Origin of the sequence: Afipia sp. 1NLS2 (assembly GCF_000178995.1) — a bacterium.
Classification (GTDB): domain Bacteria; phylum Pseudomonadota; class Alphaproteobacteria; order Rhizobiales; family Xanthobacteraceae; genus Afipia.
On the sequence record NZ_ADVZ01000002.1, the window covers coordinates 555,785 to 571,230 of the forward strand.

Below are 15,446 nucleotides of genomic sequence, written 5' to 3' on the forward strand. Positions count from 1 at the left end.
TATCGATGCCGGACAGGTCCCCGACGCTGTACGACCTGTTCTCGCGCACGGCTGAACGCACGCCTGATGCGCTCGCTTTGTCTGATCCGCCCAACAAGCGCCGCACCACCGGCGATGAGCCCGTCGAACTCACCTACGCGCAGGCCGAAACCGCGGTCGCCTCGCTGTCCTCGCAATTCATCCGCGCGGGCCTTCCGGCGGGCTCCATCGTCGCGGTGCAACTGCCCAACACCGTCGAATTTCCGCTGACGCTGCTCGCGGCATGGCGCGCGGGCCTCGTGGTGGCGCTGCTGCCGCAGCTCTGGCGGCAGGCCGAACTGGCCGAGGCGCTCAACCGCGTCGGCGCACGCGCCATCATCACCTCGGGGCGGATCGAACTGATCGACCATGCCGACCTTGCCATGAATGCCGCTGCCGAGGCGTTCTCGATCCGGCACGTGATGGGCTTCGGCGAGGCGCTACCCGACGGCATGACGCCGCTCGACTGGCGGCAGCGGGAATCCTTTGCGCCCAATCTATCCATCAACGCACGCAAGGCCGCCGTCGCCTCGTTCGACATCACCCGGAACGGGATGGTCGCGGTGCCGCGCAGCCATGTGAACCTGATCGCGGGAGGGCTTGCCATCTACATGGAAAGCGCCCTTCCCTCCGCCGCGCAGATCGTCTCAACGGCGCTGCTCTCCTCGTTTGCAGGACTCACGTCATCCATCGTGCTGTGGCTGTTGAGCGGCGGCTCGTTGCGGCTGCATCATCCGTTCGACCCGCAGGTGCTGACTGACCAGATCCGCGCAGGCAATTGCGACACGCTGATCGCACCCGCCGAACTCGCATTGCGGATGTCGGAATCCGCCGCCATCGACGCACAGCCATCACTGCGTCATGTCATCGGGCTGTGGCGAACGCCGGAGCGTGTGTCGGCCAGCCCGGACTGGAAGGCGAAGTCGGCAGCACTCACCGATGTCTATCTGTTCGGAGAAATGGGCCTGTTCGCGCTCAACCGCCTCGACGACGGCGCGGCCGCGCCGGTGACGCTGACCCATCACGACGCAGCCCGCGCTGGCGAATTGTTGCTGACGCCGAAAGGCACGCTCGGCTTGCGAGGGCCGATGGTGACGCTCGCGGCCTATCGCCCGCCGCCAAAGGCCGACACCTCCCTGATGAGAACTGAGCCCAGCGTCGACTATGTCGACACCGGCTATCCTGCCAAGCGCGCGGGCCAGGACGCTCACATCACGCTGACCGGCACGCCAGCCGGCATCGCCAATGTCGGCGGCTACCGGTTCCGCGAGGACGATCTCGAGCAATGGGCGCGCCGGCTCTCGCCCGGCACGGTGATGATGGCCCTGCCCGATCCCATCAACGGTTTCCGTCTCGCCGGGCGTTCGAATGAGAATGCCCGGGCACGCGGCGCGCTCGCGGAACTGGGGCTCAATCCGCTGATGACGGAAGCTTTCCGCCAGCGTGAGCGTCAAGCGTAAGTATTCATTACATTTTCGGGATTCATGGCAACTGGCGTTGACGGCGCATTAAGGCCGCATCCGGTAGGATGATGGCTGTTTTTGTGACCTGAGTAAAAGATGTCCCAGTCCGGCCCCATCGTCGTCGTCTCCAACGGAACATACGCCCCGCTCTACAAGGCGCTGTCGGCCGCGAAGATCTTTCCCGCCGTGGACAGCACATGGCAGGAGGCGGAAGCCGCAATCGCGCGCGTGAAACCATGCGCAGTGATCGTCGCGGGAGCGCATGAGCCTGCCGCCATCGAAGACATCGCCCGCCGCGTCGAAACCTTAAGTCCCTACGTGCCGCTGATCGCACTCGATCCTGGAAGCATGCCTCTACCCCACAATGCGCTCCCGCTGACGGAGATCGGCGGCCGTGGCGCGCACAGGCTGGCCGCGCGCCTGAACGCCGCGCTGCGGCTGCGCGCCATGCACGCGACCGTATTACGGCGGGCGCGCGATACCAGGCTCACCGAATTGCAGATGCCCGCCGATGATCCACTGCAGGACGCAACCGTGCTGCTCGCCGGACGCGGGGGCTCGTTTCCCGCGTTGTCCGTTGCGCTGGGTGAACGGATGGGTATCGTCGGCGCGCTCAGCATCGAACAGGCGGCCAAGCATCTCAATGCACGCACGCTCGATGGCATCGTCATCGGCGGCGGATTCACGCAGCGCGTCGTCGAGGCATTCCTGCAAGTGCTGTCGGAGGACTCACGCCACCGCAATCTGCCGGTGATCGTCTCGGGCGTGCCGGTGTCGCTTCATCCTTATGACCTCCCCAACCTTGAATCCGGCGGCGCGGATGCTGCAGGCACAGTCGCCATCGCAGTTCCGCTGATCCGGCAAAAAGCTTTCGAGGCACGACTGGAGCGGGCTTCGCGCTCGATCGAAGCCGGCGGCCTGCTCGATCCGCGTACCGGACTTCTGACCGAAGCCGCCTTCAGCCGCGATCTTTCACGCTCGATCGAGGACGCTCACGCACAGGGCGCAGGCCTGTCGGTCGCAAGCTTTAGCCTCTCCACTCATAACGATCGTTCGCGCTTCGACGCCGCCCGCATCATCGGCCAACTGATGCGGCGGATGGACTTCGGAACATTGCAGAGCGACGGAACCATCGTTGTCGCGTTCGCCGGAACGAGCATTGTCGATGCACGTTCCATCGCACGGCGCCTAGCCAGCGTTCTCAAGCAGACTGTCGTCGGACCGAAACCGAACGGCAAGCTCACATCCGATGTCGCAGTCACTTCGCTTCTGCCGAATGATTCCGAGGCATTGTTGCTTGCGCGCCTGCGTCTGGCCGACGCACAGGCCGCATCATAACGGCACTGATTTGGGCGCGGAACGAACACAACTCCTCTGCATTGGGCTCTCGTCAATCCAATTGAGGAGGTTGTCTATGAAGAAAACTGTATTGCTCGGTCTCACCGCCGCATTGATCGCCGCACCGGCTTTCGCCCAGTCGACGATGAGTCCATCGACGTCTTCGTCCGCACCCGCCGCGACGACCGGCAGCGCGCCATCCTCGGCGCCAACCTTCGCGCGCGTTTCCAGCGACGAGATGTTTACTTCCAAGCTGAAGGGCCTGAACGTCTACAACCAGAACAATGAATCGATCGGCGAGATTTCCGATATCGCCATCACCAAGGACAATCAGGTGCAGGCGCTGATCCTGTCGGTCGGCGGCTTTCTCGGCATGGGCGAGCACTATGTCGCCGTCGCGCCGTCGTCGGTGCATGTGGCGTATGACCAGGCGAGCAAGAAGTGGAAGGCCACGATGAACACCACGAAGGAAGCGCTCAAGGCCGCGCCCGAGTTCAAATACCCGACCACGGGCTAAACCAGTTCATCACATCGGGGCGGCTGTCGCGAGGCAGTCGCCTCTTCTTGAATTTTACGCCGCTTTTCGGCCTTCCGCGAGATTGGCCAGCTGGCGAAGGATGTCGGTGACGCCTTCCATGCGGTCATCCGGTGTCGCCCATTCCTGCAGAAACACCACCTTCATGTCGGGCCGTACCTTCGCGGCCTGTCCATACTGCCGGATGAAATAAACCAGCTTTTCTGGTTCCGCGAAGCTGTTGTCGCGGAAGCTGATCGATGCGCCCTTCGGACCCGCATCGAGCTTCTCGATATTGGCACGGCGGCAGTAGTTCTTGATCGAAGCGAGCTTGAACAGGAAACGCACCTCGTCCGGCAGCGGACCGAACCGGTCGCGCATTTCCGCGCCGAAATCGGCGATCTCGTCGTCGGTCTCGAGATCGGCCAGACGCCGGTAGAGCGACAGCCGCACGGCGAGGTCCGCAACATAGTCTTCCGGAATGAGCACCGGCATGCCGAGCGTGATCTGCGGCGACCAGCGGTCTTCGACGGGCGCGGAGATGCCGGCCTTGAGGTTGAGAATTTCCTCCTCCAGCATCTGCTGATAAAGCTCGAAACCAACTTCCTTGATGTGACCGGACTGCTCCTCACCAAGCAGATTGCCCGAGCCGCGAATGTCGAGATCGTGCGAAGCCAACTGGAATCCTGCGCCGAGATTTTCCAGCGACTGCAAAACCTTCAGCCGTCGTTCCGCTTGCGCGGTGATCTGACGTTGCGCGGGCAGCGTGAACAGCGCGTAGGCGCGCAGCTTCGAACGCCCGACCCGGCCACGCAACTGATAGAGCTGCGCAAGACCAAACATGTCGGCGCGATGGACAATGAGCGTATTGGCGTTCGGAATGTCGAGGCCGGATTCGACAATTGTCGTCGAAAGCAGGATATCGAACTTACCATCATAAAAGGCCGACATGATGTCCTCGATCACGCTCGGCGGCATCTGGCCGTGTGCGACCGCGACCTTCATCTCCGGCACGTTCTTGTCGAGGAAGTCCTTGGCCTCCGCGAGATCGTCGATGCGCGGGCAGACATAGAACGCCTGTCCGCCGCGATAACGCTCGCGCAGTAGCGCCTCGCGGATCATCAGGGGATCGAAGGGCGCCACGAAGGTGCGTACTGCGAGACGATCCACCGGCGGCGAGGCGATAATCGACAGATCACGAACGCCAGTCAGTGCCAGTTGCAACGTACGCGGAATCGGCGTTGCCGACAGCGTCAGCACGTGCACCTCGGCGCGCAACTGCTTCAGCCGCTCCTTGTGCGAGACGCCGAAATGCTGCTCCTCGTCCACGATAATGAGGCCGAGGTTCTTGAACTTGATGGTCTTGCCGAGCAGCGCGTGAGTGCCGACGACGATATCGACGCTACCGTCCGCCATGCCTTTCTTGGTCTCGCGCAACTCCTTGGCGCTGACGAGACGCGAGGCCTGCGCCACCTTGACCGGGAAACCACGAAACCGTTCGGTGAAATTCTTCGCATGCTGGCGCGCAAGCAGCGTGGTCGGCACCACCACCGCGACCTGCCGCCCTTCCAGGGCCACGGCGAATGCCGCGCGCAACGCCACCTCGGTCTTGCCGAAACCGACATCGCCGCAGACAAGGCGATCCATCGGCTTGCCCGCGTTAAGATCGTCGAGCGATGCATTGATCGCGCCGAGCTGGTCTTCCGTCTCATCATGCGGAAAGCGCGCGCAGAATTCGTCGTACAGCCCCTGATGCACCGGGAATTTCGGCGCCTCGTGCAACTGCCGCTCGGCCGCAACCTTGATGAGGTCGCCAGCGATCTCGCGGATGCGGTTCTTCAGCTTGGCCTTGCGGGCCTGCCATCCGCCGCCGCCAAGCCGGTCCAACTCAACGCCGCCCTGCTCGGAGCCGTAGCGAGACAATAGTTCAATGTTCTCGACCGGCAGATAGAGCTTGGCGTTGTTGGCGTAGTGCAACTCTAAACAGTCGTGCGGCGCGCCGGAGACTTCCAGCGTCTGCAACCCGATATAGCGACCGATGCCGTGCTCGACATGAACGACGAGATCGCCAGTCGCGAGCGACGTCACCTCGGAAATGAAGTTCTCGACCTTGCGGCTCGACTTGCGTGCGCGCACGAGGCGGTCGCCGAGAATGTCCTGCTCGGTAATAACCGCGATGCTTTCGGTCTCGAAACCGGAATCGAGGCCGACCACCGCGAGCATGGTCTCGTTGCGCGGCGTCGCCTGCACCATGCGCCAGGTGTTGACGTTGGTGAGTGCGACCAGCTTGTGGTCCTTGAGCATGCTCGCCATGCGCTCACGCGAGCCTTCACTCCACAGCGCGACGACGACCTTCTTGCGTTCGGCATGCAGGCTGTTGACGTGGGCGACCACGGACTCGAACACGTTGACGGTCGCATCCGCGCGCTCCGGCGCGAAATCCCGCCCCTGCCGCGCGCCGATGTCGATGACGGCCTCACCTTCCGGCATCGCGAACGGCGTCATGCGCGCCAGCGCCTGTGCGGACAGCTTCTCGTTCCACTCGCTTTCGGCCAGATAAAGTTTGTCGGGCGGCAGCGGCTTGTAGATCGCGCCGCCGCCGGGGTGCTCCATCGCCTCGCGCCGCGCCTCGTAATAATCGCCGATCTGCTTGTAGCGCTCGCGCACCGCATCCTCGGCCTGCGGCTCGACCGCGAACGGCGTGCCGTCGAGATAGTCAAACAGCGTGTCCATTTTCTCGACGAACAGCGGCTGCCAGTGCTCCATGCCGGGATGGCGGCGGCCTTCGCTCACCGCTTCATAGAGTTGGTCGTCACGGTCGGGCGCGCCGAACTGCGCGACATAGCCCATGCGGAAGCGGCGGATGGTTTCCGTTGTCAACTGGAATTCCGATACCGGCACAAGATCGAGCGCGCGCATGTCGAGCAACGTGCGCTGTGTCTCCGCATCGAACGTGCGGATCGATTCCAGCGTGTCGCCGAAGAAGTCGAATCGCACCGGCTGGTCGAGGCCTGCCGGAAAGAGATCAAGGATGCCCCCGCGCACGGCATATTCGCCGGGCTCGCGCACCGTCGAGGTGCGGCTGTATCCGTTATGTTCGAGCCAGGCCGTAATCGAATCCATCGGTACGCGATGGCCCGGCGCGACCGAGAGCGCCTGCGCCGCCATGGCGTCGCGCGCGGGCACGCGCTGCACGACGGCGTTGACGCTGGTGAGTACGACGAGCGGTTTGTCGCCGCCACCCGCGAGACGCGACAGCCGCGCCAGCGTGGTCAGGCGCTGCGCCAGAATGCCGCCGTGCGGCGAGACGCGATCATATGGCTGGCAATCCCAGCCGGGAAACTGCATCACATCGACATCGGGTGCGAAGAATTCGAGCGCGCGGGCCAGTTGTGCCATCCGCGCACCATCGCGGCACAGCACCGCGAGGCTGACGGCCGGCGCGTCCTTGCGCGCGGCCACAGCCCGCGCGAGGTCGGAGACGATCAGTCCTTCCGCGCCCTCGGCGGTATTGGCAAGAGTCAAAGCACGGCCGGGCGCAAGCAGCGCGGCCGGCGAGCGGGCGGGCGACTTCATGCGGACGATCCAGCGTCAGTGAAGGCCTTGATGCGCCGGAAAATCCCCTCGGCATAGGCAGGCTCGAGCGGCGTCTTGTCGTTGAAGGCGTTGTAGAGGTCGGGATCTGGCAGATCGATCAGCCGCTCGAAATCGGCGACCTCCTCTTCGCTAAGATCGGCAATATGCGCGTCCGCAAAACGCCCAAAGATGTAATCCATCTCCTTGGTACCCCGGTGCCAGCAGCGGAACAGGAGCCGCTTGCGCCGATCGTCGAGGCCATCGCTGGAACGGGTGGAAGCGGACATTTTCTGCCTTTCGTGAACGCCAAAAGCCCGGACGTGCCGGGCGAGGTTGATATAGCGATTGGATTGGGCGCTGTCAGTAACTTCGCAGGGGTTGCTGTCATACCTGAACGTCATGGCATCACGCCAAAAAGACGTGGATGCCCGGCATAAAGCCGGGCATGACGGATCAAACAGCCATAGATTCGTGCCGTCATGCGCCCCAACGTTCTCAATCCTCTGTTCGCACCGGTGACGAGCCTTGCCGGCGTCGGGCCGAAGCAGGATAAACTGTTCCGTTATCTGCTCGACCGCAGCGAGACGCCCCGCATCGTCGATCTGCTGCTGCATCTGCCGTCCAATGTGATCGACCGCCGCGCCCAGCCGGACATCCGCGACGCCGTGCCGGGCACGGTGGTGACACTGAAAGTGACGATAGACCGGCATCGTGCGCCGCCGCCCGGCCGTTCCCGTGCCCCCTACACGGTGTTCGCCAGCGACGACACCGGCACCGTGATGCTGACCTACTTCCGTCCGCAGGGCGGCTATCTCGACAAGCTCTTGCCGATTGGCGAGGTGCGTTATGTCTCTGGCACCGTCCAGATGTTCGACGGCACCCTGCAGATGGTGCACCCCGACCGCGTGGTTGATGAGGAAGGCTTTGCCAAACTTTCCGGCATCGATCCGGTCTATCCGCTGACCGAAGGGCTCGCGATCGGCTCGGTGCGGCGCGCGGTGGCGCAGGCGCTGACCAAGCTGCCGCAACTGCCGGAATGGATCAGCCCCGAGGTGGTGCGGCGCTGTTCCTTCCCCGATTTTTCCGCAGCACTTCATCGCATCCACCAGCCGGAGGAAATTACCGACATCCTGCCGGACGGTCCGTTCTGGTCGCGGCTGGCATTCGATGAACTGCTCGCCAACCAGCTCGCGCTGGCTCTGGTGCGCGCGCAGTTGCGCCGTGCCGCAGGCACACGCCATGCCGGTGACGGGCACTTGCGCGCGAAAATCATCGATGCGCTGCCCTTCGCGCTCACGCCATCTCAGCAGGACGCCGCGCGCGCCATCGCTGAGGATCTCGGCAAGCCGCTCCGCATGTTGCGGCTACTCCAAGGCGATGTCGGTTCGGGCAAGACGGTGGTGGCGCTACTTGCCGCTGCCGCCGTCGTGGAAGAAGGCCGCCAGTCGGCGCTGATGGCACCCACCGAAATCCTCGCGCGCCAGCATATCGCGACCATCGCGCCGCTCGCCGAGCGCGCGGGCCTGCGCGTCGCCATTCTCACCGGCCGCGACAAGGGCAAGGAACGCCGCGACATTCTCGAGCGGCTGGCGAACGGCGAAATCGATCTTCTGGTCGGCACCCATGCGCTGATTCAGGACGAGGTGATCTTCAAGTCGCTGGCGCTCGCCATCGTCGACGAACAACACCGCTTCGGGGTGCGCGAACGGCTGCTGCTCACCGGCAAGGGTGAAGCGGTCGACATGCTGGTGCTGAGCGCGACACCAATCCCGCGCACGCTGGTGATGACCTATTTCGGCGACATGGACATCTCCGAATTGCGCGAAAAACCGGCCGGGCGCCAGCCGATCGACACCCGTGTGGTGCCCAACAGCCGCCTCGGCGAGATCATCGACGCGCTCGGGCGCGCGCTCGATGCAGGCAAGCGCATCTACTGGATCTGTCCGCTGGTTGAGGAATCCGACGCCGAGACCGCCCTTCCCCTTGTCGATGCCACCCAACGGTTCGAGAGCCTGCAGAAGAAATTCGGCGGCGTGGTTGGGCTGGTCCACGGCCAGATGAAGCCGAAGGACAAGGATGCCGCGATGGCGCGCTTCGCATCCGGCGAAACGCAACTGCTTGTCGCCACCACAGTGGTGGAAGTCGGTGTCGACGTGCCCGAGGCCACCATCATGGTGATCGAGAACGCCGAGCGCTTCGGCCTGTCGCAACTGCACCAGTTGCGCGGGCGCATCGGGCGCGGCCATGAAGCCTCGACCTGTATCCTGCTCTATCACGAGCCTGCGGGAGAAATCGCCACCGCGCGGTTGCGCGTCATTCGCGAAACCACCGACGGCTTCCGCATCGCCGAGGAGGATTTACGCCTGCGCGGCGAAGGCGATGTGCTCGGCACACGCCAAAGCGGCTTGCCCGGCTTCCGCATCGCTCGGCCGGAAATTCACGGCGGCCTCGTCGCACAGGCCCGCGACGAGGCGCTGCGCATCATGCAGGATGATGCAAAGCTCGACGGCGAGCGCGGTGAAGCGCTGCGCTGCCTCCTTTATCTGTTCGAACGCGATGAGGCGATCCCGCTGATCGGCGCGGGATAGTGAGTCTTTTAAGTCGACAGGCGCGCGAGAAAAACCCGCCCCACCGTCCAGAGCGCGCTCGGAACGGTCGGCGCGCCGATGAATGACATGGTGAGGACGCTCACCCCGACATTCGCGATCCACCACATCTGCTGCGGTGTCCGGAACCCCAGCCCCGAACATGCAATGTTCAGAAAGAATGCCGCGTAGGCCATGACGGTCGACAACCACAGGCTGCCATGGCCGGCAATCCGAAGTTCAGTCACAATCGTTACGGCAATGCTGACAAGGACAACCGTCCAGACAAGCTGCGGCGTGGTTGCAACTGTGCTTTGCTTCGGTTGTTCGCTGCGAGAAGTCGCCGCCTTTTTATCCTTGCGAGGCAATTACTCGACCTTCGCCGGGCTGGAGACGGGCGTCGCATTCGCAACATTCGCCGCCTTCATGACCTCGCCGAGCGCCGCGATTTTCTTCTGCGCCTCACTACCGCCCGGCTGCACCACGCCCGCTGACATGATAAGGGTAGCCGCATCTTCGGCGCTGATGTCGATTTCGAAGATCTTGCTCTTGGGCACATAGAAGAAAAAGCCGGTAGTTGGGTTCGGCGCACATGGCAGGAACACCGCCACGTGCTCCTCCTCCCCGGGGAGCGCATTCGACATCTGCTCATTCGGCGCGTGTGAGATCAGCACCACCGACCACATGCCGGGCGAGGGAAACTCCACAAGCCCGACCTTGCGCAAGCCCGAGCCGTTGCTGGAAAAGATCGTCTCGAACACCTGCTTCAGGCCACGATAGATCGCGCGCACCACCGGCATATGACCAAGGATGGTTTCGCCGAGCGTGACAAGCTGACGCCCAATCAGGTTTGCGGCGAAAAAGCCGAGCAACGTCAGCGCGACCACGGCGACAATCAGGCCGGAGCCGGGAATTCCCCACGGCAGATAGGTTTCGGGGCGATAATCGACCGGCACGAAGGGGCGGACCATATTGTCCACCCAGGTAACGAACCACCACGTCAGGTAAAAGGTGATCGCGATCGGGCCGGCGACAATCAGACCGGTGAGGAAATAATTGCGCAGGCGCGCCATCAGACCGCGCGGAGCATCTGGCCCGGCCGTGAGGTCACCCGGAAGTTTCGGCGTGTTCTCTGTCATAACCTATCCGTATCGCTCCGACCGCGCGGCATGCAAGGGCCAGCCTGAAAAAGGCGCCGAGACCATGGTTGCAGAAGACTTAAAATCCCCGCTCCGTCTGCGTCAGTTTGTCATTCGACTGTGACGGATTTTGCCAGGTTCCGTGGCTGATCGACGTCGGTGCCCATGATGACGGCCGTATGATAGGCTAGGAGTTGGACCGGCACCGCATAGACAAGCGGCGTCACGGTCGCGGGCATATCGGGTAATACGATGGTTTCGAGGGACTCCACCGTCGCCTCCCGTTGACCCTGCGCATCGGTCATCAGCACGATGCGTCCCCCACGCGCAGCAACCTCCTGCATGTTGGAGACGGTCTTCTCAAAAACACGGTCGTGAGGAGCGATCACCACCACCGGCATTTTCTCGTCGATCAGCGCGATCGGGCCATGCTTGAGTTCGCCCGCGGCATAGCCTTCGGCGTGAATGTAGGAAATCTCCTTCAGCTTCAGCGCGCCTTCCAGCGCCAGCGGATAGCTCGTGCCGCGCCCGAGATAGAGCACGTCCTGCGCCTTGGCGATGTCGCGTGCGAGCTTCTCGATTTGCGGTTCCAGCGAAAGCGCGGCGCTCATCAGGCGCGGCACTTCGACCAGCGCGTGAACGAGCCTGCCTTCATCCTCAGCGGTGAGCTCGCCCCGCGCCTTGCCAGCCGCAACCGCGAGCGCCGCGAGCACCATCAATTGGCAGGTGAACGCCTTGGTGGAGGCCACGCCGATCTCGGGGCCCGCCAATGTTGGCAGCACCGTTTCGCTTTCGCGCGCAATCGTCGAAGTGGTGACGTTGACGACGGAGATCGTATGCAGACCTTGCGCCTTGGCATAGCGCAGCGCCGCAAGTGTGTCGGCCGTCTCGCCCGACTGCGAAATGAAGATTGCCAGATCGCCCTTGCGCAGCGGCGCTTCGCGGTAGCGAAATTCCGACGCCACATCGAGTTCGACCGGCAGACGCGCAAACCGTTCGAACCAATATTTGGCGACAAATCCTGCATAGCTCGCGGTGCCGCAGGCGCTGATGGAGATGCGGCCGATTTTAGAGAAATCGAACGGGAGTTTCACCGGAAGCGAAACCTGATCCGTCGCCATGTCGACATAACGCGCCAGCGTATGGCCGACGACTTCCGGCTGTTCATGGATTTCCTTGGCCATGAAGTGGCGATAGTTGGCCTTGTCCACCATGAAGGTCGATGCGCCGGACTTGAGCACGTCGCGCTTCACCGGCTCATTTTTCTCGTTGAACACACTTGCGCCTTCGCGCGTCAGCACGGCCCAGTCGCCATCTTCGAGATAGCTGATGTCATCGGTGAACGGCGCCAGCGCGATCGCGTCGGAGCCGAGATACATTTCGCCATCGCCGTAGCCGATCGCGAGCGGCGAGCCCTTGCGCGCACCGATCATCAGATTGTCGTGGCCTTCAAACACGAAGCCGAGCGCAAATGCGCCGCGCAGTTTCGGCAGCGCCTCTTTCACCGCGTCCTGCGGTGAGAATCCCTTGGCGAGATACGAATTCACCAAGTGCGCGACGACCTCGGTGTCGGTTTCGCTGTCGAACTTGGCGCCGTCGCGCTCCAGTTTGGCGCGCAACTCGCGGAAATTCTCGATGATGCCGTTGTGAACCACCGCAACCTTGCCGCTGGCGTGCGGGTGCGCGTTGTTCTCGGTCGGTTTGCCGTGCGTCGCCCAGCGGGTGTGCCCGATACCGACACGCCCGAGCAGTGGCGAGGATTTCAGCCGCGCTTCCAGATTCTTCAGCTTGCCCTCGGCACGGCGGCGCTCGATATGAGCGCCTTCCAGCGTGGCAACACCCGCGGAATCATAACCGCGATATTCGAGCCGCTTCAGCGCGTCCACCAGAAGATCTGCCACGGGCTGGCGGCCCAGAATTCCGACAATGCCGCACATGCGGTTTTAAGCCCTTTGACGATCGAAAAGAGGAAATCTCATAACCAAGTATCGCACGAACCGCGGCTCAAGAATTGTTGCGAATTCCCACATCCGATTCATGATTAACGCCCATCAGCCGGGCGTTTGATGAAAAAGCCGTCATGTCTTGGTCTTCCTGGCCTCCGCCTTGCGCTCGCGGTAGCGCTTGGCCCAGCCCGGCCGAGTCACCTGCTCGTTGCGCTCGACCACCAGCGCATCCTCCGGCACTTCGCGGGTGATGACGGAGCCAGAGCCGATATAGGAGCCTGCGCCGATCTTCACAGGTGCCACCAGCGAGGAATTCGAGCCGACGAATGCGCCAGCACCCACCTCGGTGCGGTGTTTGTCGAAGCCGTCGTAGTTGCACATGATCGTGCCCGCGCCGATGTTGGCATTGGTGCCGACATGCGCATCGCCGACATAGGACAGATGGTTGACCTTGACGCCGCTTTCCAGCACCGCCGCTTTCGTCTCGACGAAATTGCCGATCCGAACACCTTCGCCAAGCGACGTGCCGGGACGGATGCGCGCGTAAGGCCCGACCGAGACCTTCTTGCCGATCGAGGATTGCGTTACATGCGAGAACGAATGGATCACCGCGCCGTCAGCGATGCTGACGCCGGGGCCGATCACGACGAACGGCTCGATCACGACGTCGCGGCCGAAGGTGGTGTCGCTTGACAAAAACACCGTCTCCGGCGCGACCAGCGTGACCCCCGCCTCCATCGCCTCGCGCCGCAGTCGCTGCTGCATCACGTTTTCGGCTTCCGCCAATTGAGTCTTGGTGTTGATGCCGCGCACTTCGTCCTCATGGGTTTCGATCACGGTCGCGCGCAATCCCATCTCACGCGCGATACCGACCGCGTCTGTCAGATAGTATTCGCCCTTGCTGTTTGCATTGCCGATCCGGTCGAAAATCTGCAGCGCGGTCTTGCCCGCGAACGCCATCATCCCGGCATTGCAAAGATCGACCCTCCGCTCGGCCTCATTGGCGTCGGCCTGTTCGCGAATGGCAACCAACTGATCGCCTTCGACCAGCAGGCGGCCGTAGCCGGTCGGGTCCTTGGCGCGGAAACCGAGCACCGCCATCGCGACATTCCCCGCGAGCGCCGCACGCAGACGGGCAAACGTCTCGGCGGTCACAAGCGGCGTATCGCCGAACACGACCAGCAAATCGTCCGCGCCTTCCGCTATGGCCGTGCGCGCCGCCAGCACCGCATGCGCCGTGCCCTTGCGCTCGCTCTGGACGAACACCTGCGCCTGCGGCCGCAACTTGCGCGCCTCATCCGACGCCGCCTGATGATCAGGACCGACGACGACCGCAAGACGATCCTGCTTGCCTGCGGGGGCCGCCAGCAGCACATTGGCCAGCAATGAGCGTCCCGCAACCTCGTGCAGCACCTTGGGCAGCGTGGAGCGCATCCGCGTTCCTTCGCCGGCTGCAAGGACAAGAGTGAGGCTGGAGCGGTCGGTCATGGGCGTCCTGGGATCACGATAAGGAGCCGCTCCCGGATTCGGAACGGCACAGTGCGGTTGTCATAGAGCCTTTCCGGGCGGGATGGAATTCACCGGCGGGGTACAAATCAGGCTGAATCAAGGAGTAGCGCGCATCCAGCAGATGTTCCTGTTAAAATTGTAAGGCTGATTCGTGGGGGAATCTCGGGGGCCGTTACCTGACCATGCGGAATGATCGCGCCAAGCTCGATCAGATCGACGATGACGCCGATTCCGGCGGCTGGCTGTCTCGTCTTTTCGCGGATGAGGAAGAGTTCGACCGCCGCGCGGCGTGGCGCCTCGGGTCATGGGGCGCGGCTTCCGTTTGCGCCGTCGCCGCCGCGATGATGGTGGTGCATTATTCCAGCGGCCGCGAGCACGAACGCATGGCCGAGGTCTCCCGCCAAAGCCAGCAATTGCAGGCGGTCGAACGGGAGACAAAAACCGAAAACCGCCGTCTTGCAGCCGCTATCGACACGCTCAACAACGATCGCGACCGCCTGTTCGCGCGCGTCACCGTGGTCGAACAGAGTCTCGATTCCGTCACCGGCGCGCTTGCAAGGCCGTCATCCGCCTCCTCGTGGCCTAAGTCGGGCGCGGCTCCGATCATCGGCACACCCGCAATCGTGGCGAGCGCCGCACCAATCCTCGCCGCACCTGCCTCAACCGCCCCGCCTGCGCTGCCCGAAGTCAAACTGCCGGTGACGGCAGCCGCCAAATTGCCGCCTCTGCCCACCACAAAAATCGAACCTGCGCCGGAGCCGGAAGCAAAGCCGAAAGCTCCCGACGCCCCTGCTCCGCTGCCGCACGAAGAAGGCGAGTTCGGCCCGCTCACAGTCGCCTCGCTCACACCGCCAAAGCCTGAGCATGCCGAAGCGGCCCCAGAGAAGATCGTCCGTCCGGTCGAGTTCGGCGTCGATCTGGGGTCGGCCAACTCGGTCGAAGGATTGCGAGCGGTCTGGCGTAACGCCCTCAAAAAGGTCCCCGACCTCGTGGGATCGCTTCAGCCGTTGATCGTCGTCCGTGAGGGCCAGAACGGACTCGGCCTTCGCCTTCACCTTGTCGCCGGCCCATTGAACGACGCAGCCGCCGCAGCGAAACTCTGCGCCGGCCTGATTGCCAACCGGCACCGTTGCGAAACGGCCCTGTTCGACGGGCAGCGGCTTGCGCTGGAGTCCCCTCTGGGAGCCCGGGTTCCGCGTGAGAAACCGCGCCGCCAAGCTCGCAGTCACGTCGAAAAGCGGGTAGAAGAACCCCCACCACCGCAGCAGCAACCGCAGCCCCAGCCAGCCCCGGAACCGGCTGCGAGCCGCGGTTTCTCGTTCTTCAATCGTTGATCCGCAGGCCCAGCCCGCGATCCT

General features: G+C 63.3%; 11 protein-coding genes. 5 read left to right on the plus strand and 6 right to left on the minus strand.

What is annotated here, in order from left to right; all coding sequences use genetic code 11:
• Window positions 1–5 precede the first annotated feature (5 nt).
• The 3 genes from AFIDRAFT_RS11225 to AFIDRAFT_RS11235 all read left to right on the plus strand — a co-directional run bounded on the left by AFIDRAFT_RS11225 (window position 6) and on the right by AFIDRAFT_RS11235 (window position 3,336).
• Window positions 6–1,478, plus strand: a complete 1,473-nt coding sequence (locus AFIDRAFT_RS11225; protein WP_245258169.1) for a class I adenylate-forming enzyme family protein — start codon at window positions 6–8, stop codon at window positions 1,476–1,478.
• A 99-nt stretch (window positions 1,479–1,577) separates the two neighbouring features.
• On the plus strand, window positions 1,578–2,819 hold the full coding sequence (locus AFIDRAFT_RS11230) for a hypothetical protein (RefSeq protein WP_009339521.1): 1,242 nt from the start codon (window positions 1,578–1,580) through the stop codon (window positions 2,817–2,819).
• 76 nt (window positions 2,820–2,895) lie between these two features.
• Complete coding sequence (locus AFIDRAFT_RS11235; RefSeq protein ID WP_009339522.1) at window positions 2,896–3,336, plus strand: PRC-barrel domain-containing protein; 441 nt, start codon at window positions 2,896–2,898, stop codon at window positions 3,334–3,336.
• 54 nt (window positions 3,337–3,390) lie between these two features.
• Here the strand turns inward: AFIDRAFT_RS11235 and mfd are convergent, their stop codons facing one another.
• Entirely contained in the window at window positions 3,391–6,909 is a 3,519-nt protein-coding gene (gene mfd / locus AFIDRAFT_RS11240) for a transcription-repair coupling factor (protein ID WP_009339523.1), read from the minus strand.
• Window positions 6,906–7,196: an FAD assembly factor SdhE gene (locus tag AFIDRAFT_RS11245; protein WP_040298296.1), complete on the minus strand. Its 291-nt coding sequence runs from the start codon at window positions 7,194–7,196 to the stop codon at window positions 6,906–6,908. The genes mfd and AFIDRAFT_RS11245 overlap by 4 nt, the downstream gene beginning before the upstream one ends.
• A 192-nt stretch (window positions 7,197–7,388) precedes the next feature.
• Here AFIDRAFT_RS11245 and recG point away from each other — a divergent pair, with 192 nt between their 5' ends.
• Window positions 7,389–9,497 carry an ATP-dependent DNA helicase RecG gene (gene recG / locus AFIDRAFT_RS11250; protein WP_009339525.1) on the plus strand — a complete coding sequence of 703 codons (2,109 nt, stop codon included), beginning with the start codon at window positions 7,389–7,391 and terminating at the stop codon, window positions 9,495–9,497.
• Window positions 9,498–9,505: 8 nt separating this feature from the next.
• Here the strand turns inward: recG and AFIDRAFT_RS11255 are convergent, their stop codons facing one another.
• From AFIDRAFT_RS11255 to glmU, 4 genes are all read right to left on the minus strand, one after another.
• Window positions 9,506–9,862, minus strand: a complete 357-nt coding sequence (locus AFIDRAFT_RS11255; protein ID WP_009339526.1) for a hypothetical protein — start codon at window positions 9,860–9,862, stop codon at window positions 9,506–9,508.
• Window positions 9,863–10,633, minus strand: coding sequence for a DUF502 domain-containing protein (locus AFIDRAFT_RS11260; protein WP_009339527.1), 771 nt, complete (start codon window positions 10,631–10,633; stop codon window positions 9,863–9,865).
• A 110-nt stretch (window positions 10,634–10,743) separates the two neighbouring features.
• A complete protein-coding gene (gene glmS, locus AFIDRAFT_RS11265; RefSeq protein WP_009339528.1) occupies window positions 10,744–12,570 on the minus strand; it encodes a glutamine--fructose-6-phosphate transaminase (isomerizing) in 1,827 nt (608 codons plus the stop codon).
• 141 nt (window positions 12,571–12,711) lie between these two features.
• Window positions 12,712–14,067: a bifunctional UDP-N-acetylglucosamine diphosphorylase/glucosamine-1-phosphate N-acetyltransferase GlmU gene (glmU, locus tag AFIDRAFT_RS11270; RefSeq protein ID WP_009339529.1), complete on the minus strand. Its 1,356-nt coding sequence runs from the start codon at window positions 14,065–14,067 to the stop codon at window positions 12,712–12,714.
• Between the two features lie 203 nt (window positions 14,068–14,270).
• On the opposite strand from glmU, the gene AFIDRAFT_RS11275 reads away from it, so the two are divergent.
• Window positions 14,271–15,422, plus strand: a complete 1,152-nt coding sequence (locus AFIDRAFT_RS11275; RefSeq protein WP_009339530.1) for a hypothetical protein — start codon at window positions 14,271–14,273, stop codon at window positions 15,420–15,422.
• The last annotated feature ends 24 nt before the right edge of the window (window positions 15,423–15,446 follow it).

Excerpts from the sequence above, each read along its gene's own strand:
- AFIDRAFT_RS11235 (WP_009339522.1), top strand. The coding sequence starts at position 2,896 with ATGAAGAAAACTGTATTGCTCGGTCTCACCGCCGCATTGATCGCCGCA.
- AFIDRAFT_RS11245 (WP_040298296.1), bottom strand. The coding sequence starts at position 7,196 with ATGTCCGCTTCCACCCGTTCCAGCGATGGCCTCGACGATCGGCGCAAG.
- recG (WP_009339525.1), top strand. The coding sequence starts at position 7,389 with ATGCGCCCCAACGTTCTCAATCCTCTGTTCGCACCGGTGACGAGCCTT.
- mfd (WP_009339523.1), bottom strand. The coding sequence starts at position 6,909 with ATGAAGTCGCCCGCCCGCTCGCCGGCCGCGCTGCTTGCGCCCGGCCGT.
- glmS (WP_009339528.1), bottom strand. The coding sequence starts at position 12,570 with ATGTGCGGCATTGTCGGAATTCTGGGCCGCCAGCCCGTGGCAGATCTT.
- glmU (WP_009339529.1), bottom strand. The coding sequence starts at position 14,067 with ATGACCGACCGCTCCAGCCTCACTCTTGTCCTTGCAGCCGGCGAAGGA.
- AFIDRAFT_RS11225 (WP_245258169.1), top strand. The coding sequence starts at position 6 with ATGCCGGACAGGTCCCCGACGCTGTACGACCTGTTCTCGCGCACGGCT.
- AFIDRAFT_RS11260 (WP_009339527.1), bottom strand. The coding sequence starts at position 10,633 with ATGACAGAGAACACGCCGAAACTTCCGGGTGACCTCACGGCCGGGCCA.
- AFIDRAFT_RS11275 (WP_009339530.1), top strand. The coding sequence starts at position 14,271 with ATGCGGAATGATCGCGCCAAGCTCGATCAGATCGACGATGACGCCGAT.
- AFIDRAFT_RS11230 (WP_009339521.1), top strand. The coding sequence starts at position 1,578 with ATGTCCCAGTCCGGCCCCATCGTCGTCGTCTCCAACGGAACATACGCC.